Origin of the sequence: Enterobacter sp. RHBSTW-00994 (assembly GCF_013782625.1) — a bacterium.
Classification (GTDB): domain Bacteria; phylum Pseudomonadota; class Gammaproteobacteria; order Enterobacterales; family Enterobacteriaceae; genus Enterobacter.
Genome location: NZ_CP056199.1, coordinates 3,774,241 through 3,797,693 on the forward strand (window position 1 = coordinate 3,774,241; position 23,453 = coordinate 3,797,693).

The window sequence follows — 23,453 nt, forward strand, 5'->3', positions numbered from 1 at the left end:
AATGAACACCAAAATCTGTGCAATTTTTATACAGCAATCAGGACTGATTAAATTTAAACAAGGGTAACAGGTAGTGCTGCGCCTCTTTCGTGATGGTCTCGAAGTATTCTGGCTCAAGTGTACGCCACAGGCGTTGATACCAGACATCGTCGCCTTCACCACGCACCATCATGTTTCCTTCGTACGCCTGCAAGAATTTACTACGTGCTTTCTGCAACGTTGCATCGTCCGTTAACATGGCATCATTCTGCACATCGTAACAAGCTTTTATCCACGCCCCTCCACTTTCTGGCAGGAGCAGGAGAGGTTTGTTCATCCCTTGCCGATAGCCTTCAACAAACACTGACAGCAAGGTTAACGCCTGATCTGCAGCCATCGGAGGAAAACGCCACTCGCCCTCTTTACGCACGAACAACCGGCTTTCACCTTCATTACCACCAGCACTATAGACAAGATGTTCGAGCCAGAGTTGCAAGCCTTGCGAAACGCTGAGCATGGATGGACGCCAGCGGAGCAGCCCGTCTGGCTGAACCTGAGAGAGCCAGCCCGTCAATTGCACACCATTGCAATTGAGGTCTATTTCGAGACTTTTCCCCGGTTGGCGACATTCGATAACACGGCCTGCAAGGGCAAGCATCTCCTGGCATTGCGCATCCCAGGCTATTTCCCCGAATGCACCATATGGCAACTGCCCGGCAGCCCGATAACGACGGAACAGACTGTGTGCATCTTCCTGCTCGACGAGCGCGTTCAACAACTGAACATTCAACTGATAGCGCTCAAGCCCTTCAAGGGTAAAGGGTTCAGTATCAGGAATATCGCCCTCTTCAGATCGAAAGTTGACTTGTAATCGCTGCTGAAAGAATGCCCGCACCGGATGTGACCAGAAGCGCAAGAGTTGCTCAAAGGTCAGTGTGTCAAACGGGCGTGGTTCAAGCTCCTGAATAAACTCAGTGTGTGCAGTCCCCTCTTTTTTCGCCGCGGGTAGCCACTCACTGGCGTAGCTTTGATACTCACTTACGACATAGTTCATCGGATCAAAGGGCATTCGGCTATGGCAAAACGTAATGTGCGCCTTCACGTGCTGTTCGCTTTCGTCACAATTACGCGCTTCATCCCCTGGCAGATAGTGACTCTGCCCGATGTAATCCACCAATTCTTGCACCAGAACCGACGGAAAACGCTCACTGTTATCCTGAATTGAGCGCCCGATATAACTGATATACAACTTGCTTTGAGCTGAGATCAGCGCTTCGAGGAAAAGATAGCGGTCATCATCACGCCGACTACGATCGCCCCGTTTCGGTTTCGGACTCATCAGATCAAAACCCAGAGGCGCGAGTGCTCGTGGGTAAATACCGTCATTCATCCCCAGCAGGCAAACCACTTTGAACGGAATAGAACGCATGGGCATCAAGGTACAAATGTTGACAGGCCCGGCAAGGAAGCGCTGGCTGATTCGTTCTTGATCAAGCCTCTGGGTCAGTTCGTCACGCAATAGCGACAGGGGAACCGTCTCCGTATAGTGGGAATCAGCCCCCTCTTCAACGATCGCCTGCCACTGCTTTTCAATGAGTGCCATTGCCGCTTCTGTTTCACTATCCGGCAGGAAGAAATCACTGAGCATCTCACGGCAAACCGGTAGCCACTCTTCAAGGGTGCGAGGCTGTATCAGCTCACGCCGCCAGCGGTTAAGCTGCATCAACAACGAGGCCAGATGGCCAACCAGCTCAGCAATGAGACCGCTGGATTCATCATAAGGCAGAACATCTTTCCACTCGCCCTGGCTGCTCTCCATTGCGTAGCCCAGCAACATACGCGTAAGCCCAAACTGCCAGGTATGTTGACCAGTAGGCGGGAGATCAAATTCCTGAACGTTATCGTCATCAATCCCCCAGCGCACGCCGGATTCATTCACCCACTGGCGCAGGTAGCGTAACCCTTCTTCATCAATTCCAAAGCGGGCTGCCAGTACAGGTACATCAAGTAGCGCCAGCACATCTTCAGAGATAAACCGGCTATCAGGGAGTGACAGCAAACTAACAAATGCCTGCAATGCCGGATGAGACTGCCGCGCTCGTCGGTCAGATATTGCATAAGGCAGATAACGCTCCCCCGTGGCGCTACCAAAAACGGCCTGAATGAAGGGGCTATAGCTATCGATATCAGCCACCATCACCACGATGTCGCGCGGGGTTAAATCAGGATCGTCTTGCAGGAGTGCCAGTAAACGGTCGTGCAGGATCTCCACTTCACGCTGCGGGCTGTGGCAAACATGGATCGATATACTGCGATCGTCAGGATCCAACTTTCTCTTCCGATCGCTACGCGCAAATTCGTCGGCAGTGATCCCCGCAACGGCACGATTTTCAAGATCCAGAATGTCTAACTGGATATTGTGTAGCAAGCTATCCGGGCTGATCTCCGCAAACGCATCAACATCGCCCTCACCTGATGAAGTGATATCAGAGAGCATGTGAATATAATCGCGTCCCAATTTTCCCCAGGAGGCAAGAAGTGGATTTGGAAGGTTCTGAATACCCTCTTCATCGAAGAGCATCGATGCCGTTGCACTGTCCTTAAACAGCGGGATGGTCCGTTCTTCAAAGATGCGCCGTCTTTGCCTTGTCACCAGTCTCGAAAGCCAGCGCGAATCCTGAATATCCCCCCAATAATGGCGGCATGGGTTAGTAAACAGGATATGGATATCAACATGCTTACCCAGTGCTTTTAGCGCATCCAGATAAACTGGCGGTAGTGCCGAAATACCACAAATAAACACCCGTGATGGCAGTCCCGTGGGGCGCTCTGAAGCGGTTTCCAGTATTGAAATGAACCGATCGTATAAATTGGCACGATGCCACAACGGTTGGCCTAGCTTCGCGGTATGTTCTACCAGCGCTTTCCACAATGGTGCTTGCCAGATCTGCGCCTCCGGCAGATCATCAACCAGCTCGCCAGCCTCCCAACGGGTCAGCCATTGCGGGCGATAAACCAGATATTGGTCGTAAAGATCGGCAGTACGCGATGCGAGCTGGAACAGTTTTCGTTTGTCGGTATCGTCATTGAGATAGTGGCGTAGCATAGCGAATTCATCACGCGCCAACATTTCCGGCAGCAGCGCCATCAACTTCCAGCTCATACTTTGTTTGTTGAATGCGCTCTGTTTTGGGATATCTGGCAATACGCGAACAAACATGTCCCAGATAAAACTGGCGGGGAGTGGAAATTCGATGTTCGCCGCAATACCGAATTTTTGCGAAAGTGACATCTGTAGCCACTGCGCCATCCCAGTGCTTTGCACCAGCACCATTTCGGGCTCAAAAGGATCGTCAAGGCGCTCTCGCTCAACAATGAACTCCATCAGCGCTTCCAGCACATCCAGACGATTTGAGTGGTAAACCCTTAACATAGACGCTCCCGACTATTGGCTGACCGGGCAATGCAGGCGAGTCATCTCACCACGCCGCCCCAGAGGAGAAATAAGTGTAACCGTGATGCTGACACATCCCGACTGCGTTGTCTGCCCCCGGTTAACCTGCCAACCTTCCGGCAGCGCTTTGGCTTCCAGTTGAGACTGATTCCAGGCATTGTGCCAGAGTTCGCGATATTGGTTAAAAACCGTAAAGCGAACGGCAAGTTCCCGATGATAACCAGACAGCGCCGTGACAATTAAGACCAGCAGCATCATCGCCAGCAAAACTTCAACCATGCTAAATCCTTTCTGTTTACTCAGGGCAACTGGCATAACGCACTTTCCTTAAGCGGGCAAAAATCACTCCAGCCATGTGGGGAAAAAATGATCTGTCCTTCCAGGACCTTGCCAGTACGCCACGACAGCAGATCATTGTTTCCAGCAATCAGCAAAACACGCTCATCGCTCAGAAGCTTCACACACACGCGTGCTGGCGGCTGTGCCTGTTTGCACTGAATATCGCTTTCTGGCAGCCAGTGCTGCATACGTCCCCATTCCAGTGCAGACTGTACGATGGCCTGAGACTGAAGGGACCGGCTCTCGCCACCAACCAATACACTGAAGGTATTTAGCTGCTGATTTAACCCAGAAAGCACCAGGCTACCAAGAACCAGCAACAGCAGAACCATGGCCAGTGACGACATTCCTCGCTGCCGATTCACAGGTTAAACCCTGTCACGGTATGGCGAGCGCTATAAGGGGAAGCGAGTGAGCCTGTTATTACTGCCGTCAGCTCAATATTCAGTTCTGGAGCGAAACCAGGTCGTTCAGTTTTGGTCACCACAAACTGTTGGATCCGAAGCCTGTCCGGGTCGGTGACTTTCTCCCACCCCTTCCCCTCACAGGATGTTGCACCTCGTAGTGTTTCCAAAGACCCCGATTCCAGACGAAAACCTGTCTGGTCGCTTTCAGATTGAGTGATGTCCCAATTTCCGTTGCTGTTTGCGTCCCACTGCACAATGACACAACGCCCCTGTTTACCGATCACCAGCCCTTGCCCCTGACAATTCCCAGCGCAATACCCTGCCCGCTGAAGCTGCTTTCCAATGGAAAAAAGACGCTGCCAGACCGCCTCTTCAAGCTCCCGTTGCCCAGATTGCAGCGAAATAGCCCGCTGCAGCCCGGGTAAAAAACGCGATGAGCTTAACAACAGGATGCTGCTGATCATCATGGCGATCAGCACCTCGATCAGCGAAAAACCACCTGCTCTTAGTGGCATGAGCTTTCTCCTGCGGTATTGCACATTCTGATACGCCCTCCATTCGAGATGATAATCAACCACTCCCCTGCACTGCTATGTACGCGAACTCTGCCTGCCCAGGCGGTGTCACGTAACCCATAAAACCCCAGCGAAGGCGTTAACTCCGTAATTGTGACTTCGGGCCAGAGCGGCCTTAAGACAAATGGTGTTTTATCCTCGCAATCAGACACCACCGAACTGACAAGGCAGGTGCTTGTTCCATTCAATATCAGACTAAGTTTATGGTCCCGGTTGTGCCTGTTAGCGTCGTTACGCAGGAAAACGAGGTAATCGCGAACCTGACCTGCGGTTTGCCATAACCGATGCTGTTGTTGCCAGTTGTTCCAGCCATAAAGTCCCGTTGCGCTAAGAATAACCACAACAGATATCGCTACCAGGGTTTCAATTAGCGTAAAACCGTTCTCTTTTTTCATGCCAGGAGTGTGGCGAAATGCAGGCATGCTGACGAGCCATGAATTGGAACATTACGAGCCGCCATCCAGTAAATTTTACCTGTTGCAGAGTGTTGCAAAACGGGCGGAAGCAGACTCGGAAAACAAAATAAAGGCGAAAAAAAACCGGCGCTAAAAAGCACCGGTTATGTCAGGATTTGCCGTATCAGATAGCGACAGGCGCTTTGATGCCCGGATGCGGGTCATACCCTTCGATCTCAAAATCATCGAAGCGATAATCAAAGATAGAATCAGGCTTACGCTTGATGACCAGTTTCGGCAGCGCACGTGGTTCTCGGGATAGCTGGAGATGTGTCTGTTCCATATGGTTGCTGTAAAGGTGAGTATCACCACCGGTCCAGACAAAATCACCCACTTCCAGATCGCACTGCTGCGCCATCATATGTACCAGCAACGCATAGCTGGCAATATTAAATGGCAGGCCGAGGAATACGTCGCATGAACGCTGATAAAGCTGGCAGGAGAGCTTTCCATCCGCCACGTAGAACTGAAAGAACGCATGGCAAGGCGCAAGCGCCATTTTATCCAGTTCGCCAACGTTCCAGGCCGATACGATGATGCGGCGCGAATCCGGATCATTTTTCAGCTGGTTGAGAACCGTGGTGATCTGGTCGATATGACGGCCATCTGGCGTTGGCCATGCGCGCCATTGCTTGCCATACACCGGCCCCAGATTCCCGTTTTCGTCCGCCCATTCGTCCCAGATAGACACGTTATTTTCGTGTAGATAGGCAACATTCGTATCACCTTGCAGGAACCAGAGCAGTTCATGAATGATCGAGCGCAAATGGCAGCGCTTCGTCGTCACCAGAGGAAAGCCTTCCTGTAAGTTGAAGCGCATCTGGTGGCCAAAAATAGAGAGCGTACCGGTTCCGGTACGGTCGTTTTTCGGCGTGCCCTCATCGAGCACTTTTTTCATCAATTCAAGATACTGTTTCATGGTTCCTCAGGAAAGTTGTTGCTGTGGACGGCGACGATACGCCCAGACCATCATAATGATGCCCGCGACAATCATCGGAATAGAGAGGATCTGCCCCATACTGATGTACTGTACCCACGCGCCAGTAAACTGCGCATCTGGCTGGCGGAAGAACTCAACGATGATACGGAATGCGCCGTAGCCAATCAGGAACAGACCCGATACGGAGCCCATAGGACGCGGTTTGCGGATAAACAGATTCAGAATGATAAACAGCACCACGCCTTCGAGCGCCAGTTCATAAAGCTGAGACATATGGCGCGGCAAGACACCGTAGGTATCGAAAATCGATTGCCACTCAGGGTGGGATGGCAGTAACGCCACGTCTTCAGCACGAGACCCCGGGAACAGCATCGTAAACGGAACGCTCGGATCAACACGACCCCACAGTTCACCATTGATGAAGTTACCCAGACGCCCAGCGCCCAGACCAAACGGGATCAGAGGCGCAATAAAGTCAGAGACCTGGAAGAAATTGCGTTTGGTGCGTTTGGCAAAAATGACCATCACCAGGATCACGCCAATCAAGCCACCGTGGAAGGACATGCCGCCGTCCCAGACGCGGAACAGATAAAGCGGATCGCTCAGGAATACCGGGAAGTTATAGAACAAAACATAACCGATACGGCCACCAAGGAATACCCCCAGGAAACCTGCGTAAAGCAGATTTTCAACTTCGTTCTTCGTCCAACCGCTACCAGGACGACTGGCGCGACGGCCAGCAAGCCACATAGCAAAGATGAAACCCACCAGATACATCAGGCCGTACCAGTGAAGTGCGACGGGGCCGATTGAGAAAATGACCGGATCAAATTCCGGAAAATGCAGATAACCACTGTTCATCTGTCACCACAAGATGTTGTTATTCCGCTGAAAGTGGACAGCGGTAGAAATGCGCACCAGCCGATGGCAGGGGCTCCAAAGTTGCGAATCATAGCATAAGGCTGGCGCAGAGGATGCGCCTGAGATGTAAAAGATGTGTATATCTGGTGGTATGGCTTGTTGTCCTCTCCCTGTGGGAGAGGATGAAAAAAATGATGTTTTTTCCCCTGCGATAAGGGAACAGAGGACATTATCGACCGCCGCGAATAAGACCGCCCATACCACGTCGCTCCATAAAAGCGGCTACCTGATGTCGAACTTCAGTTGCCAGTTGGGCCTCAAGGCTGCGCGCAGCAAGTTCTTGCGCATCTTCATAGTCGATATGCCGCAGCAGGTACTTCACGCGCGCGACAGAACGACCGTTCATCGATAAGTGGCGGAACCCCAGGCCAATCAGAATGGCGACACACATAGAGTCTCCCGCCATTTCACCGCACAAACGCAGATCGAGTCCGTATTGCTCGGCTTCACGGGCGATCATAGCCAACGCGCGGAGCATGGCGGGATGCAGGCTGTCATAGATGCTGGCAACACGCGTATTGTTACGATCTACCGCCAGGATGTACTGCGTGAGATCGTTAGTGCCGACAGAGATAAAATCAACGCGATTCGCCAGTTGAGGCAGCATGAAAACCATCGAAGGGACTTCAAGCATGACTCCGATACGTGGCTTAGGGATCGCATAACCGATCATCTCCTCCACTTCACGCCCTGCGCGTTCTATCAGGCGACGTGCCTCGTCAATTTCATCAATGCTGGTGACCATCGGCAACAAAATACTGAGGTTGCCCGTCGCCGCATTTGCACGCAGCATGGCCCGCACCTGGATCAAGAAGATCTCTGGCTGATCGAGCGTAATGCGGATCCCACGCCAACCCAGACAAGGATTCTCCTCACTGATCGGCATATAAGGCAGTTGTTTGTCGGCTCCAACGTCCAGGGTGCGTAACGTAACGGGTTTGTCGTTAAACATCTGCAACATCCCCTGATATTGCGCGACCTGCTCCTCTTCTGACGGGAAGCCGCTTTGCAACATAAAGGGAATTTCAGTGCGGTATAAACCGATACCATCAATACGGCTACCGAGCTTTTCTTCGTGCTCAGGGCTCAAACCCGCATTGAGCATCACTTTTACCCGCTCACCACTTTTGAGCTGAGCAGGCAGATTAACGTCATCTTCTGCGAGTTTGCTTAATTCATTCTCTTCGCTGATGAGGCGCTGGTATTCCTGCAGTAACACTGGCTCAGGATCGACCAATAACTCACCACGATAGCCGTCCACAACCAGAGTACGTCGATGGAGTACCGATGGCTGGATATCCGCGCCCATGACGGTTGGAATGCCTAATGCACGCACCATGATGGCCGCATGGGAGTTAGCTGCGCCATCGCGCACCACCACGCCCGCCAGCCTGTCGTGCGGCAGCTCTGCAAGCGTTGTAGCCGAGAGTTCATCAGCCACCAGCACAAATCGTTTTGGCCAAGCATTTGCGCCCTGAATGGTATCGTCGAGATGGAACAGCAGGCGCTGCCCCAGGGTGCGCAAATCACCCGCTCGCTCTTTGAGATAACCGTCCGTCAGCGCCGCGAATTGCTCGGCAAATTTCTCGATGATCTTTTTAACAGCCCATTCAGCCACCGAGCCTTTGTCTACTTCAGCAAACAGCTCCCGGCGCAGCCGCGCATCGGAAAGCAAGTGCGAGTAGAGATCAAAGATGGCGGCAGTCTCTTTCTGCGCACCTGCGGAAAAACGCTTACTGTAGCGACGAAATTCATTCGCCGCTTCTTCCAGAGCAGCGGTAAGGCGTTCGCGCTCCTGCACGGCATCCAGCGTCGAAGCTTCGTACACCTGCTCCATCAACGGCAGCGTTGCGTCCATCCAGCCTTCAGCAATGGCGACCCCCGGTGATGCCGGGAGTGCGCGAATGCGCGTGTGACGATACTGCCCAAACAGCGCCGCAAGCTGAGATTGCGAGAGGATCGCCGCCATCTGTGTCGCCAGCGTAACAAGGAAAGACTCTTCGCTTTCGTCGTACTGGCGCAGTTCGCGTTGCTGTACCACCAGCACACCGAGCAATTGACGTCGCTGGATGATTGGCACACCGAGAAACGCCCTGAAGCGTTCTTCTTTTACGGAAGGAATGTATTTAAAACTGGGGTGTTTTTGCGCATCAGCCAGGTTGATAGGTTCAGCGAGGCGTCCGACAAGGCCTACAATGCCTTCATCAAATGCAAGCGTAACAGTGCGGCCGCGTGGTTTCTTCAAACCACGGGTCGCCATCAGGTAATAACAACGCCGGTCATGGTCGGCCAGATACACCGAACAGACTTCGGTTTCCATCGCAAGACAGATGTCGGTGACCAGAATATTCAGCGCCTCGTTCAGGCGAGGTGCACTGGCCACCTTTTCGACTATTTCTCGCAAGCGGGTGAGCATGATTTGCGTAGCTTAACCTCTTTTACGTCGCCAGGCAGGTGCGCTTTGCGGCTTAGGAGGAACCTCCTGTAGCGACATCACAACACTTGCGAACTCTTTCATCACCCTACGGTAAACATCGCGTTTAAACGACACGACCTGACGAACAGGATACCAGTAACTCACCCAACGCCAGCCATCGAACTCAGGCGTACTGCTGGTTTGCATATTGATATCTGAATCGTTGCCCACCAACTGCAGAAGAAACCACTTCTGTTTCTGGCCGATACATACCGGCTTTGTGTCCCAACGCACCAAACGTTTCGGTAACTTGTAACGCAACCAGTTGCGGGTCGAAGCCAGGATGCGAACATCTTTTCGGCTTAAGCCGACCTCTTCGAACAACTCCCGGTACATCGTTTGTTCTGGGGACTCCCCTGGATTTATCCCACCTTGCGGGAATTGCCAGGAGTGCTGACCATATCGTCTGGCCCACATGACCTGACCCTGACGATTACAAATTACGATACCTACGTTTGGGCGGTAGCCATCGTCATCAATCACCGGACTACCCCAAGCTAAACCTTATATATGAATGATTGTTTCACACTCCAGGGAGGTGGTAAACCTCTCTCTTACAGGCCTGCAATCGAATAACATTTGAATAACTCACAAAAAACAATGGAGTTATAAACAGATGAAGGGCCGCAAGGCCAATTTTATTCACCTTTTCTGTGGATATAGTTGTGAAGAAGTATGGAATTACCGATGGACAACCTAAAACCCTCGACAAATCCACTGCAACACGAATTAATATAATATGTTATTTTTCATTATGTTAATCATTTAACTATGAGAAAATCATTGGATAACGTGATGATCATCACATCAGAGATCTTCGACTTGATGAAAGATCGAACAGCGTCGGTTTTATCCACAGATTGTGCCAATAAGTTAGGCACAATTTGTGTGAAAATTCGATTTTCGTCGCACGTCAAGGCTGTAAATTGAAACAGTAGTATGGGTTATTCCCAGTTATCCCACTTTTCTGTGGATAACCTAGTGTAAGATCCTGTTTATTGTCGGTGACCAGATTTGCACAACCGTGTTTTACGCGAGCCACGATTTGTTTTATTTAACAAAAAAAACCTATAAATCATACACATGTCATATTAGTACAGAAAACGTTAAACTCTATCCACAGAGCACAATTTATTAGTTCATTTTTTAATCAAAGGGTTATCTTCATGCTTCCGCTTTCTCCGCTGCTCTCCCCCCCTTCCAGCGAAGACCAACTTCTGCACCAGGCACAGTGTCTGGCGGGCTATACGCTCGGAGAACTAGCCGCCATAGCAGGCTTACCCATTCCAGCTAATCTCAAACGCGATAAAGGCTGGATCGGCATTTTGCTTGAACAGTGGCTGGGGGCCAGCGCAGGTAGCAAGCCAGAGCAAGATTTCGCGGCGCTGGGGATTGAACTGAAAACCATCCCTGTGGATAGCCAGGGGAAACCTCTGGAAACCACGTTTGTGTGCGTCGCCCCCTTAACTGGAAATACAGGTGTGACCTGGGAAACCAGCCATGTTCGCCACAAACTGAAACGAGTACTGTGGATCCCTGTTGAAGGGGATCGCGCAATCCCACTTGCGGAACGCCATGTCGGTGCACCTCTTCTCTGGAGCCCAGATGCGCATGAAGAGCGGCAACTCTGTCTGGACTGGGAGGAGTTGATGGATATGATCGTGCTTGGACAGGTTGAACGCATTACGGCCCGCCATGGAGACGTTCTCCAGTTGCGCCCTAAAGCAGCGAACAGCAAGGCGCTGACCGAAGCGATTGGTGCTCAGGGTGAAACAATCATGACCTTGCCGCGTGGTTTTTATCTTAAAAAGAACTTTACCGGCGCACTGCTCGCGCGTCATTTCTTACTAAAAAGATAGGTTTTTAACGAAATTTGCGCAGTATCAAACATAATCATCTGCTTTTTAAGATTTTACCGCTTTGCGATCGCGGAATATCAGGTTATTACTACACTATGACTTGATACGAGCCAGGTGAGGATGATAACGATGAAAAAATGGGCAGTGTTAATCTCAGCAGTCGGTTTAGCCTTCGCGGTTTCAGGTTGCAGTAGCGATTATGTGATGGCAACAAAAGATGGTCGTATGATCCTCACTGATGGAAAACCCGAAGTCGACGATGATACCGGCCTGGTCAGTTACCGGGATCAGGAAGGGAATAAAATGCAAATCAATCGTGATGAAGTGTCGCAAATTATCGAGCGATAAACAGATAAAGGTCAGTCGCTTGCTGGCCTTTTTGATTTTTTCCTTCCCCTTTTGCCTCCCCTCTGCCATGTTTATACTCCTTCGTCGGGACGTTCCTGACGCCCATTGTAAAGGAAGCCGGCTATGCATTATCACCGTATCCCCCACAGCTCTCTGGAGATAAGCCAACTGGGGTTGGGCACGATGACTTTCGGTGAACAAAACAGCGAAGCCGATGCCCATGCGCAACTCGATTACGCCATCAGCCAGGGGATTAACCTGATTGATGTCGCAGAGATGTACCCTGTACCTCCCCGTCCGGAAACACAGGGGCTAACTGAAACCTACGTCGGTAACTGGCTGGCAAAACGCGGCAACCGTGAAAAGCTGGTCGTCGCCTCTAAAGTCAGTGGTCCTGCACGCAACAATGACAGCGGGATCCGCCAAAACCAGGTACTGGATCGCAAAAACATTCGCGCCGCACTGGATGCCAGCCTGAAGCGCTTGCAGACTGACTATCTCGACCTGTATCAGGTTCACTGGCCTCAACGTCCAACGAACTGTTTCGGTAAACTCGGCTATAGCTGGAATGAGAGCGCCCCCGTTGTTACCTTGCTTGAAACACTGGAAGCCCTCACGGAATGCCAGCGCGCAGGTAAGATCCGCTATATCGGCGTCTCGAATGAAACCGCGTTTGGTGTGATGCGCTACCTTCACCTGGCTGATAAGCATGATTTACCGCGTATCGTCACCATTCAGAACCCTTATAGCCTGCTAAACCGTAGCTATGAAGTGGGTCTGGCGGAAGTTACACAATATGAGAACGTGGAGCTACTCGCCTATTCCTGTCTGGGCTTTGGAACGCTCACGGGCAAATACCTGAATGGCGCAAAACCTGCCGGGGCGCGCAATACCCTGTTCAGTCGCTTTACGCGTTACAGCGGTGAGCAGACACAGAAAGCCGTTGCGGCCTATGTCGATATTGCGAAACGACACGGGCTTGATCCAGCCCAGATGGCGCTGGCTTTTGTGCGTCGCCAGCCATTCGTTGCCAGTACCCTCCTGGGAGCAACCACCATGGAACAGTTGAAAGCAAACATCGACAGTTTCCATCTGGAACTGAGCGAAGACGTTCTGGCGGAGATAGAAGCGGTGCATCAGATTTATACCTATCCAGCACCGTAACAAAAGCAAAACGGCAACCTCCGGGTTAATGCTGGTCACTTAAGGTGACCAGCAACCTTTTTATCCGGATATTTTCTGGTCTTTACCCTGAGTTCCCGCGGGTAACTTCGCTCCCTTCTCTCCGGTAATATCAGCCATTTCGCTTGTTCATACAGCGTTCTCATTTCGCCCGGCATTTTTCCCGGTGAGGCCCACGGCAGGGTTATCAGTAGCCGGATTATTTCGCTTATCGCTCCACTGAAGCTAAGCTGGTTAGGCAAATCATCTCCCTTCAGATGGAACACCATCTGCACCATCTGATATTGCACCAGCTTATACGCCAGTAGCCCCCCCCACAGCGCCTGCCTCACCAGTTCCGGCAGGCGACTGCGTAACGTCCATCGACTGTCCAGCATACTCTGCCTGGCTTCCCGGTAACCCAGCTCTGTTTCCCGGCGGTGGCGATATAACTCACTGATGTCATTGCCTGGATAACGATTCGGGTCTGTCAGTGATGTCAGCACCTGCCTCTCTTTTCCGTCCACCCTGCGGGTCAGCAGTCTTCCCACTATTTCTTCCGGGACCCCTGGCCAGTGCTTCCGGGCTCGCGGGCTGGTTTTCAGGCAGACCAGTTCATCTCCGCGGCCCAGACGGCGAACCACCCGATACTGTGTATTCTTTTTCAACGGCAACAACCAGTGCCGGTTTTCTCCTGATGTCTGCCAGTGATGGAGCAGGCCCATCGGGTAAAATCCCTTATCGAACAGGGTAATACTGTTATCCGGCGCTTTCTCTGTCAGTTGCTCAGCCAGCCTCATTTCGCTGATATTTTCACTGTCGAAAGCACTGGCTGTGATCAGATGGCTGCTCAGCGCCATCAGACAAACCATACGTACCTGAGGATAACCCCCTTCGCCATACTGACTGGTGTGTTTACTGAAGGCGGCTCTGTTTTCCGGTGTATCTGCGGTACGCCAGACCACGCCATCGACAGCAAAGAGGTTCAGTCCGTGCCATTGTGGATGCACTGCCTGTTGATTCCAGTACTGCCGGGTGATATCAAAAAGCTCCCGCACAGCGTTCTCTCCCAGAGTTTTACGGCGCTGAATGACAGCACTCCGGGCGGTAAAAGGGGGGCAGTACGGTCAGTGATATCCATCAGATTTACGATTTCTGTCATTGGACGGTCGCAGAAAATGGACATCCCTACGACAAGCCAAATCATCGACCCGAGAGGGAGTTTGCGTTTACGCAAAGTGACGGTATCGGTCAGCGTGAGGCCTGCTGAATAAGCGCCGGGGGAATGAGGTCGGCGAGACTACGGGCACGCTCTGGAGTGGTGGCGTTGATAATGCCAGGTGCCTGATAAAGTTCCATTTAAAAAGGGCTCCATCATGAACATGGAACCCTTTTTACACCAGCCACCGGATCGGTCAATCGATCCTTAACTGATCGGCATTAACCTCCTGGTTGCCGTTTTTCATCTTTTTGCGAACTGCAGACCGTGCCATTTAGCGGCGGCGTTGCCAACCCCATAATCCCGCAATCGCCAACGCAAACAGCGCCCCGAAGCCCACACCAATGCCCACCACCGGTATACCCACTTTAACGGCCAGCGAGTAGAGTCCCAGCATCAGCAGCATTGCCGTGTTTTCACCAAGGTTTTGTACCGCAATGGCATTTCCCGCCCCAACAGTATGTTTGCCTCGCTCCTGCAACAATGCATTTAATGGCACAACAAAGAAGCCACCAAGAATGCCGATCAGTATCAATAATGCGTAAGCCGGTAGCAATGCGTGTTGCAGGGAGAAAACCAGCACCACAACACCAATCAAGATCCCGGCAGGCATGCAGCGTGCAACGGTATCGAGCGTCACCAGTTTTGCTGCTGCCCCGGCCCCAACCACAATCCCCACGGCAACCATGGCATTGAGATAGGTCGGCGTCGCGTTGTCAGTAATACCAAGTGCTACAGGAACCCATAACACCAACAGAAAACGCAGCGTTACGCCTGCGCCCCAGAACATGCTGGTTCCCATGAGCGAGAAGCGCGTTTCACCGTTACGCCACAGTACCCGGCAGGCGTTAAAGAAACTGGCTGTCATCGGTTTAACACGCCAGGATTGCCCTGGCCTCGCGACGGGTAGCTTAGGAATAAACAGGTTTGCAATGACCGCGCCGCCATACACCACCGCACAAATCCCGAGTGCAGCCAGTACATGCCAGTCAGCCAGCACGCCCCCGGCAACCGAACCTATCAGGATCGCTGCAATCGTCGATGACTCCATCAAACCATTCGCTTTTACCAGCTTATCACCGGTCGTCAGTTCACCCAGAATTCCGTACTTCGCGGGTGAATAGGCTGCTGCGCCAATCCCTACCAGCGTGTACCCGATAAACGGATTAAAACCAACACAGATACTGGCCGCCCCAAGAAGCTTGAGGCTGTTAGCGAACATCATGACGCGCCCTTTCGGGAAACTGTCTGCCACTTGTCCAACAAATGGCGCAAAGATAATGTAAGCACCCACAAACACCATCTGGAGAACGGGCTGACTCCAGTCAGGGTAAAACTCCGCTTTCAGCAACGCCAGAGTGGCAAACAACAACGCGTTGTCACCAAATGCGGAGAGAAACTGTGCGGCGATGACCGCCATCATGCCTTTTGACCAGATTGACGTGTTAGTGTGTACTGACTCACGCATGTTGCTGTTCCGCCTGTTCAACCATGCCTTTCAGGGTAACAAAATCAGGTTTGCCGCTTCCCAGCACCGGAAGTTGTTTGAGATAACGGATATCACGCGGGACGGCCAGTTCAGGAATGCCATGTTCACGCGCATACTGCAAAAGACGCTCACGTTTAAGCTCGCTATCGGTCGTAAACAACACCAGCGCTTCGCCTTTACTGGCATCACTTTTCACTACCGTGGCATGAAGCTTGTCGGCAGAAACAGCCGTTGCCAGTTGTTCAACCATCTCCAGTGAGACCATCTCCCCTGCGATTTTGGCGAAGCGTTTTGCGCGGCCCTGAATTTGCACGAATCCCTGTTCATCAAACCGCACGATATCGCCGGTGTCATACCAGCCGGTCTCGATCTCACCTTCGACGTTTTCCGCCGTCGGCGCTTCCAGCACGCCAGGGTTCTCAACACGCAGATAGCCGTTCATCACATTCGGCCCTTTCAGTTGCAAACGGCCACCGTCATCAATTCCCGGCACGGCCAACAAACGAGCATCCATTCCCGGCAGAATGCGCCCTACCGTTCCCGGTTTTGCCGCCATTGGCACGTTGATAGAGACCACAGGCGCGCATTCCGTTACCCCGTAGCCTTCCAGAATACGCAGACCAAACTTGTCCTGCCAAATCTGTCGGGTGCTGTCCTGCAGTTTTTCGGCTCCGGCAACCACGTAACGGATACGATAGAAATCATACGGATTTGCAAAACGGGCGTAGTTACCCAGGAATGTCGAGGTTCCAAACAGCACCGTGCAGTTACGGTCATAAACCAGCTCCGGCACGATACGATAGTGCAACGGGCTAGGATAGAGGAACACTTCGGCGCCAGTAAGCAGGGGCGTAAACAACCCGACAGTCAGACCAAAAGAGTGGAACAGGGGCAGCGCCGACATAAAACGATCTTTCGCAGTAAAGTCGGCAATGGTTTTGATCTGCTCAACGTTCGCCAGCAGGCTTTTATGGCTGTGAACCACCCCTTTCGGGTTGCCTTCAGAACCAGAGGTAAAGAGGATAATTGCCGCATCTTCCGGCTGCTGTTTCACCTGCGCCAGGCGCGGCATCAGCAAATGAGCGAAAATCCACAGCTTGTCACCCGTCGTGACGTCTGCTTTCAAATCTTCCAGGAAGACCCAGCGAACCTGAGTGAGCTGTTCCGGCAAATGCCACAGCTTCCCTTTATCCAGGAACTGGCGAGAGGTAAAGACCGTCTGGATCTGTGCCGCCGTAATCGCACTGGTAAGCCCTTTCACACCCGCCGTGTAGTTCATCATCGCCGGAATGCGCCCGCGCGACACCGCGCCAAAAACCACAGCCGCACTGATACCGGCATTGGGCAGCATCAGGCCAATTTTTTCGCCTTTTTTGCTGTATTTCTCAAGAATGCGGCCAACAAACAACGTCTTAGTCAGCAGTTTACGGTAGGTATCTGGCGTGAAGTTAATGTCTTCAACGCAGTTTTTCTTCGCGCCAAAGCGATACTGAGCCGAGAGTAAAGCCTCATATAGCGTTTCGCGTGGGCGAACGGCCATGCGCGCTTCCATCATAATCTGATGCAGCATTTCCCCCGCGATTTTACGGCGATCGCGCGCGCGCGGCGCATCAGGCATCGGCAGCGTTGTTGGCGGCAGAATATGCAGCGTGATTTTGGGGAACATGCGTTGTTTAACCAGCCCTTTCAGGCGGCTGAACGGGGTCAATTCAGCCCCTTCAATACGCAGCGGAACGACGGTCGCCTTTGACTTCGCGGCGACAAAGCCTGCGCCATCATAGATTTTCATCAATGACCCCGTCACCGAAATGCGACCTTCAGGGAAAATAACCACCGGGCGTCCCTGCTCAATCAGGCGCACCAGGTGTTTGATCATCATAGGTTTTGTCGGGTCCAACGGCACAAAATCAATGAGCGGCGCGAGCCAGCGCATAAACCATTTTTGACTGATGGAACTGTACACCGCGAAGACGGGCCGCCCTGGCAGAAAAAGCGCCAGCAAAATGCCATCAATAAAGGAGACATGGTTTGGGGTGATGAGCACGCGCTCGCCCAAAAGCGCCTGGGCATCGCCCGTGACACGAATGCGAAAGAGGATACGAAATAGTGTACGGAAGAACCCAAAAAGCATCTCAACTCCCTTTGCCTGTCAATTTGTGGGGTTACGCTAAATTGTGGCAGATTACACGAGAAGTGCTGAGGGGGCGACAGCTAAAATAGAGGCGAAAAAAAACCTGCGCATCCGCGCAGGCTGGTGCAAGAGATGAGTACGAAACCGTACCAAGAATTCTCACCAATCAATACCTCTGGGATCTTGATTGTGGCTGTTCGCCCTGGGCTTCGCCAGCAAGAAAACGCAAGGGAATGAGCCTAAGTGCAACCAGGTGTGAATATTCTCTTTTGCTGTTACAGGTTGAACTCTGAGGCAAAAAAAAACCTGCGCATAAACGCAGGTTGGTGTAAATCGTGTTAATCAACCGGAGTTGAATTCACCTATCAATACCTCTGGGATCTCGACTTTATCAATCCCGGAACAAATCCGGCTATCAGACAATCGCAACAGCCTGAGGCAAAGTGTAACTAAAGGTTCAGATTGACATTATTTTGACATGCCTTGCTGTGTAACGATTACACCAGTACGGCATGTTCTGCGTCACGTTTGTCGATTGCAAAACCCCTCTCCCCTTGAATGCGTGGCGCTTTTCCGCAACACTAGTTGGTGTGTAAACGCTTACCCCCACTAAGAAGGTACTAAATGGCGACAATTAAGGATGTGGCCCGTCTGGCTGGTGTGTCTGTCGCTACCGTCTCGCGCGTGATCAACGATTCACCGAAAGCCAGTGATGCGTCGCGCCAGGCGGTACAGAGCGCCATGGAGACGCTGAACTACCATCCCAACGCCAATGCCCGCGCACTTGCCCAGCAGTCGACAGAAACGGTGGGACTGGTGGTCGGTGATGTGTCTGACCCCTTTTTCGGCGCGATGGTCAAAGCCGTAGAACAAGTTTCATACCAAACGGGCAATTTTCTGCTGATCGGCAATGGCTACCATAATGAGCAAAAAGAACGTCAGGCCATTGAGCAACTGATTCGCCACCGATGTGCTGCCCTGGTGGTACATGCCAAAATGATCCCCGATGCCGACCTCATTCATCTGATGAAACAGATCCCCGGCATGGTATTAATCAACCGTATTATCCCTGGCTTTGAAAAACGCTGTGTGGCGCTTGATGATCGTTATGGCGCATGGCTTGCCACCCGCCATTTAATTCAGCAGGGTCACACGCGCATCGGCTATCTGTGCTCAAACCACCCGATTTCCGATGCGGACGACCGCCTGCAAGGGTATTACGATGCACTGCGCGAAAATGGTCTGCCGTGCAATGACCGTCTGGTTGCCTACGGCGAGCCGGACGAAAGCGGTGGCGAGCAGGCGATGACGGACCTGTTAGGTCGTGGGCGCAATTTTACTGCCGTAGCCAGCTATAACGACTCTATGGCCGCTGGCGCAATGGGCGTGTTAAATGACAACGGCATTGATGTCCCGGCAGAAATTTCGTTGATTGGTTTCGATGATGTGCTGGTTTCTCGCTACGTGCGACCTCGTCTGACGACCGTGCGTTACCCGATTGTCACCATGGCGACACAAGCCGCTGAGCTGGCATTAGCACTGGCAGATAAACGCCAGCCGCCAGATATTACCCATCTGTTCAGCCCGACGCTGGTCCGCCGTCACTCTGTTGTGCCACCAGCGGACTCGCAAAGCGAGTAGTGATAGAGATGCACCGTTTTATCCGGGTATTCCAGCGCGTCACCGATGTACTGCCAGCCGTAGCGTTCGTAGAAATCACGGCAGGCAGACCAGAGATGCAGCTCGGCGTACCCGGCGCGTCTGGCATAATCAATAACATATGCCTGTAATTGTCCGGCAAGCCCTTTCTCCCTGGCGGCTTCATTAACGTATAACGCCGCCAGCCAGGGGAAAAGATCCTGGCGCGTTATCAAATCACAGCGCCACAACCCTACCGTTCCCAGCAGTTGTTCCCCGTCCAGGGCGACAAAAGTCAGCGGCAGCGCATCGGCCTTCTGGCTATGATCAATCACACTTTTGAAAAACCCACGTGGCACGCCCTCGCCAAACGCCTGCCAGAGCCAGTCAGTAACCTGTTCTGCAAACTGAGGAACGGCGTAAAGCGGCAGAATCGTCACACCAGTTTCCCCTGAAAAATGGGTACGGATTCAAAAAGGTAGCCGTCAAAATCGGGCGCATCTTCGTCAGACAACTCCAGCAGGCTCTTTTTCACGTTTTCCAGATGCTGGAACATGGCCTGCCAGGCCCCCATAACGTCGCGGCGACGCAATGCAGCAAGAATGGTTTGCCTGTCACCAAGCCATTTAAGCCGGTACGCACGACTGGCAATATGCACATTGAACTGCTGCCACAGCGGGCTGCTGTCCATGTGATGCCAGACGCTTTCGACGGTCGCCAGCAGCATCTGATTTTGCGTCGCCCCCGCCAGCACCAGATGGAACATCTTGTTGTTATCCTGGCTATTGTCATCGGCGGCAATTGCACGTTGTTCTTGTTCGATAATCCGGCGCAGATTATCGATATCAGCGCGCGTCGCCATTTTGGCGGCAAACGCAGCAATATTGCTTTCAAGTAACTGGCGCGCCTGCAAAATTTCAAACGGGCCTACATCGCTATTCAGAAAGCGCTCTTCTTCATTTTCATGTTCTTCGGGAATGCGCATCACGTAGACACCCGATCCCTGGCGAATATCGACCGTGCCTTGTAGCTCCAGCATCAGAAGGGCTTCACGCACAATGGTACGGCTCACGCCGTAGGTTTCAGCGATATTACGCTCCGGCGGCAAGCGAGAGCCAACGGGATAATGTCCCTGGATAATTTGCGCACGCAAATCCTCGCCAATTTCCTGGTACTGTTTTTTTTCCAGCGGGACGACTGCCTTATCCACGTGATCACCTGTGCTTATCAGTTAATGCGCAGACCGGGCATCCTCCCGGCCAGTTTGTGCGCTATTTTACCAGAACCTGCCGTGTTTTCGCCTACTTCCATTCATCATCAACACAGAGCGTGAGCACGCGCGCATCGCGCAGTTGCCGGAACCAGGTCGCTGATTTTTTCGGATGACGGGCACGATTATCGGCGAGGTCGATCTCTATCAATCCATACCGGTTTTTGAAAGCATTCATGGGAGAGACGTTGTCAGTAAACGCCCACAGCATGTAACCGCGACAGTTTGCCCCCTCTTCCCTCGCCAGCAGCGTGTAATAGAGGTGTTCACTGATAAAGTCGATACGGTAACTGTCGTCAATCACCCCATCGCGGCGACGAAACTGTGCTTCATTTTCCACCCCCATGCCGCTTTCCGCCACGAACCAGTCGATATTGCGGTAATCGCGTTTAATGCGCATTGCCATGTCATAGATAATGCGCGGGTAAATCTCCCAGCCGCGGGATTTATTCATCCTGCGTCCTGGCAGCTCGAAAGGCTCGTAGTAATACGCCGGATGGAAAGGTGTTTGCGGATGCCAGGCCCGTGAAGGCGCTTTGACCCTGTGCGGGTAATAAAGGTTGATACCCAACTCATCAACGGTGTTTTCAGCGATCAGCAACAGCTCTTCCGGGGTGTAATCCCAGGCGACCTGATGCTGCTCCAGGAGTGTAAAAAGCGCCTGAGGATAGTGCCCATGCACCAGAGGATCGAGAAATACACGGTTGTAGAATAGATCGTAAATCTCCGCCGCGCGTACATCGTGCTCGGCTCGTGAGCGGGGATAAGTCACTTCCGGGTTGAGGATACAGCCCACCGAACCGCGATAACCTTTTTCACGGAAATGCTTCACCACTTTCGCCGTTGCCAGCACTTTATGGTGGTTCCACTGCATCCAGGTTCCCGTGTTCTGTTCGTACGGCCAGCGCAGGGCATCCAGGTAGACGCGCGTTTGCACCACAATCGGTTCGTTGAAGGTAAACCAGCGCGTCACTTTCGCATGATAGCGCGCGAACACTTTTTCGGCGTAACGCACGAACAGCTCAACCACATGCTTTGATGCCCAGCCTCCGTAGGTTTCCAGCAGCACGCCCGGCAATTCGTAATGCTCCAGGCAGATCATTGGCTCAATACCCTGACGGCGCATCTCATCAAACAGGGCATCGTAATACGAGGCGTATGCTTCATCGACCGTCGCATTTTCATAGTCCGTCAAAAAACGCGACCAGTTGATCGAGGTGCGATAATGCGTCAACCCCGCCTGCTTCATCAGCGCGACATCTTCACGGAAGCGGTTGATAAAGTCGGTGGCGACCGCCGGGCCGTAACCGTCATGCCAGACGTGACGATCGTTTTTGTACCAGAGATCGATCCACGAGTCCTGCCCCTCTCTTTTCCCGCTCCAGCCTTCAGTCTGCCAGGCAGAAGCCGCCGCCCCCAGGATGAAATCCTGGGGAATGGTCATGCGTTTTGTACTCATGGCATCCTCATGCATTGTTAGTGGCTTGTTGCAGTGCCGCCTGCTCGGCACGGCGGGAAGCAATCTTCACAAAGGGCAGATAAATAAGCACAGCAGTAATAATACAGATGAGCTGGGTAATCACCGCCCCCATTGAACCTGCCGTTGAAAGCCAGGCGTTTATCAGTGGCGGCGTTGTCCATGGAACCATCACCACGGCTTTCCCGGCAAAACCGGTTACCGTGGCAAAATAACCGATGGAGCCCGTCACCAGCGGCGTGATAATAAACGGGATCGCGAGGATAGGGTTCAGCATGATTGGCATGCCGAAGATAACCGGCTCGTTGATGTTAAACAGGCCGGGGCCAATGGACAGCTTGGCTATCTCTTTCATCTCTTTACGTTTCGTCCCGATCATCACCGCGATCAGCAGACCAATCGTCAGCCCTGATCCGCCGATGCTCATGTACACATCCCAGAAGGGCATGGTGATGATATTGGGGATCTCTTTACCCTGCTCGAAGGCGCTCATGTTGACAGTGATCGCCCCCAACAGCAGCGGTTCGCGGATCGGCTTGATCATCTGATTCCCGTGGATGCCAATCACCCAGAACAGCTGTGCGACAAACATCAGCAGCAAGATCCCTGGCAGGCTTTGTACGACGCGCTCCAGCGGTTGTTGCACCACCTGGTACACCGCGTCATAGAGGTACATGCCGGTAATTTGATGGAAAACAAAACCAAAAGTCGCAATAGCAGTTGTGGTGATAATCGCCGGGATCAGCGCGGAGAACGACGCCGCTACGTTAGGCGGTACGGTATCCGGCATTTTGATTTTCAGGCCCTTGCGGGTTTCCAGCCAGCAGTAAATCTCGACGGACAAAATCGCGATGAACATCCCGAGGAACAGGCTGCGGGTGTCGGAGAACTGACGCAGCAGCACGTCCTTCACCACATGCATCTGCCCATCGACCAGCATTTCCACGGTGGTTGGGGTCACGCAGATAAAGCAGATCACCGCCAGCAGGCCAGGGAAAAGTGACTTGATGCCGTTAATACGCCCCAGTTCAATACCGATTAAAAAGACCGCGCCGATATTCAGAAAGTTGAGAGTGGCGTAGTTGAGCGCACTGGTGATGGGCTTTAAGGTCGCGAGAAATGAGAGCGCCTGAAAGCTGGCTAAACCATTTTTTGGATCCAGCACCATGTTGGAGATCAGCACAGAGAATGCCCCAACAATGATGACCGGCATGAGGGTAATAAAGGCAGATTTGATCGCCATGATATAGCGATAGCTATTGAATTTAGTGGCAAAACTGCCCAGAGCGTCGATCAGTTTTTCCTGCAATGCCAT

Annotated in this window: 19 protein-coding genes and 1 pseudogene; 4 read left to right on the plus strand and 16 right to left on the minus strand. The window is 52.4% G+C overall.

The features are described from left to right. Positions 1 to 37: 37 nt before the first annotated feature. From recC to rppH, 9 genes are all read right to left on the minus strand, one after another. Positions 38 to 3,412: an exodeoxyribonuclease V subunit gamma gene (gene recC / locus HV346_RS18005; protein ID WP_181620613.1), complete on the minus strand. Its 3,375-nt coding sequence runs from the start codon at positions 3,410 to 3,412 to the stop codon at positions 38 to 40. A gap of 12 nt (positions 3,413 to 3,424) precedes the next feature. Next, positions 3,425 to 3,748, minus strand: coding sequence for a prepilin-type N-terminal cleavage/methylation domain-containing protein (locus HV346_RS18010; RefSeq protein ID WP_181620614.1), 324 nt, complete (start codon positions 3,746 to 3,748; stop codon positions 3,425 to 3,427). Then, the gene (locus HV346_RS18015; RefSeq protein ID WP_181620615.1) at positions 3,733 to 4,137 is read right to left on the minus strand and encodes a DUF2509 family protein; all 405 of its coding nucleotides are present in this window, start codon (positions 4,135 to 4,137) and stop codon (positions 3,733 to 3,735) included. Before HV346_RS18015 ends, HV346_RS18010 begins: the two co-directional genes overlap by 16 nt. Continuing rightward, complete coding sequence (locus HV346_RS18020) at positions 4,134 to 4,694, minus strand: prepilin peptidase-dependent protein (RefSeq protein WP_181620616.1); 561 nt, start codon at positions 4,692 to 4,694, stop codon at positions 4,134 to 4,136. The genes HV346_RS18015 and HV346_RS18020 overlap by 4 nt, the downstream gene beginning before the upstream one ends. Next, a complete protein-coding gene (locus HV346_RS18025; RefSeq protein WP_181623825.1) occupies positions 4,685 to 5,149 on the minus strand; it encodes a prepilin peptidase-dependent protein in 465 nt (154 codons plus the stop codon). Before HV346_RS18025 ends, HV346_RS18020 begins: the two co-directional genes overlap by 10 nt. Positions 5,150 to 5,333: 184 nt before the next feature. Next, the gene (gene thyA / locus HV346_RS18030) at positions 5,334 to 6,128 is read right to left on the minus strand and encodes a thymidylate synthase (RefSeq protein ID WP_181620617.1); all 795 of its coding nucleotides are present in this window, start codon (positions 6,126 to 6,128) and stop codon (positions 5,334 to 5,336) included. A 6-nt stretch (positions 6,129 to 6,134) separates the two neighbouring features. Further along, a complete protein-coding gene (gene lgt, locus HV346_RS18035; protein WP_181620618.1) occupies positions 6,135 to 7,010 on the minus strand; it encodes a prolipoprotein diacylglyceryl transferase in 876 nt (291 codons plus the stop codon). A 229-nt stretch (positions 7,011 to 7,239) separates the two neighbouring features. Further along, complete coding sequence (gene ptsP, locus HV346_RS18040) at positions 7,240 to 9,486, minus strand: phosphoenolpyruvate--protein phosphotransferase (protein ID WP_181620619.1); 2,247 nt, start codon at positions 9,484 to 9,486, stop codon at positions 7,240 to 7,242. 12 nt (positions 9,487 to 9,498) lie between these two features. Then, positions 9,499 to 10,029 (minus strand): RNA pyrophosphohydrolase, encoded by a 531-nt coding sequence (rppH, locus tag HV346_RS18045; RefSeq protein ID WP_181620620.1) that lies wholly within the window; start codon positions 10,027 to 10,029, stop codon positions 9,499 to 9,501. Between the two features lie 683 nt (positions 10,030 to 10,712). Here rppH and mutH point away from each other — a divergent pair. From mutH to HV346_RS18060, 3 genes are all read left to right on the plus strand, one after another. Next, a complete protein-coding gene (gene mutH / locus HV346_RS18050; protein ID WP_181620621.1) occupies positions 10,713 to 11,405 on the plus strand; it encodes a DNA mismatch repair endonuclease MutH in 693 nt (230 codons plus the stop codon). 129 nt (positions 11,406 to 11,534) lie between these two features. After that, positions 11,535 to 11,753, plus strand: a complete 219-nt coding sequence (locus HV346_RS18055) for a YgdI/YgdR family lipoprotein (protein ID WP_114978579.1) — start codon at positions 11,535 to 11,537, stop codon at positions 11,751 to 11,753. 123 nt (positions 11,754 to 11,876) lie between these two features. Continuing rightward, positions 11,877 to 12,917: an NADP(H)-dependent aldo-keto reductase gene (locus tag HV346_RS18060; protein ID WP_181620622.1), complete on the plus strand. Its 1,041-nt coding sequence runs from the start codon at positions 11,877 to 11,879 to the stop codon at positions 12,915 to 12,917. Positions 12,918 to 12,952: 35 nt separating this feature from the next. Here HV346_RS18060 and HV346_RS18065 read toward each other — a convergent pair. The 3 genes and pseudogenes from HV346_RS18065 to aas form a co-directional block, all read right to left on the minus strand. Next, positions 12,953 to 14,273, minus strand: a pseudogene (locus HV346_RS18065) (IS4 family transposase). A gap of 134 nt (positions 14,274 to 14,407) precedes the next feature. After that, positions 14,408 to 15,601 (minus strand): lysophospholipid transporter LplT, encoded by a 1,194-nt coding sequence (gene lplT, locus HV346_RS18070; protein WP_181620623.1) that lies wholly within the window; start codon positions 15,599 to 15,601, stop codon positions 14,408 to 14,410. Continuing rightward, positions 15,594 to 17,753: a bifunctional acyl-ACP--phospholipid O-acyltransferase/long-chain-fatty-acid--ACP ligase gene (aas, locus tag HV346_RS18075; RefSeq protein WP_181620624.1), complete on the minus strand. Its 2,160-nt coding sequence runs from the start codon at positions 17,751 to 17,753 to the stop codon at positions 15,594 to 15,596. Before aas ends, lplT begins: the two co-directional genes overlap by 8 nt. A gap of 624 nt (positions 17,754 to 18,377) precedes the next feature. Here aas and galR point away from each other — a divergent pair. Then, complete coding sequence (gene galR, locus HV346_RS18080) at positions 18,378 to 19,394, plus strand: HTH-type transcriptional regulator GalR (protein ID WP_181620625.1); 1,017 nt, start codon at positions 18,378 to 18,380, stop codon at positions 19,392 to 19,394. Here the strand turns inward: galR and HV346_RS18085 are convergent. The 4 genes from HV346_RS18085 to HV346_RS18100 all read right to left on the minus strand — a co-directional run bounded on the left by HV346_RS18085 (position 19,355) and on the right by HV346_RS18100 (position 23,453). Next, a complete protein-coding gene (locus HV346_RS18085) occupies positions 19,355 to 19,831 on the minus strand; it encodes a GNAT family N-acetyltransferase (RefSeq protein ID WP_181620626.1) in 477 nt (158 codons plus the stop codon). The two genes, galR and HV346_RS18085, sit on opposite strands and share 40 nt — an antisense overlap. After that, positions 19,828 to 20,601 carry a GntR family transcriptional regulator gene (locus HV346_RS18090; RefSeq protein ID WP_181620627.1) on the minus strand — a complete coding sequence of 258 codons (774 nt, stop codon included), beginning with the start codon at positions 20,599 to 20,601 and terminating at the stop codon, positions 19,828 to 19,830. The genes HV346_RS18085 and HV346_RS18090 overlap by 4 nt, the downstream gene beginning before the upstream one ends. A 91-nt stretch (positions 20,602 to 20,692) precedes the next feature. Then, complete coding sequence (locus HV346_RS18095; protein WP_181620628.1) at positions 20,693 to 22,120, minus strand: glycoside hydrolase family 1 protein; 1,428 nt, start codon at positions 22,118 to 22,120, stop codon at positions 20,693 to 20,695. A gap of 7 nt (positions 22,121 to 22,127) precedes the next feature. Beyond that, positions 22,128 to 23,453, minus strand: coding sequence for a PTS transporter subunit EIIC (locus tag HV346_RS18100; protein WP_181620629.1), 1,326 nt, complete (start codon positions 23,451 to 23,453; stop codon positions 22,128 to 22,130).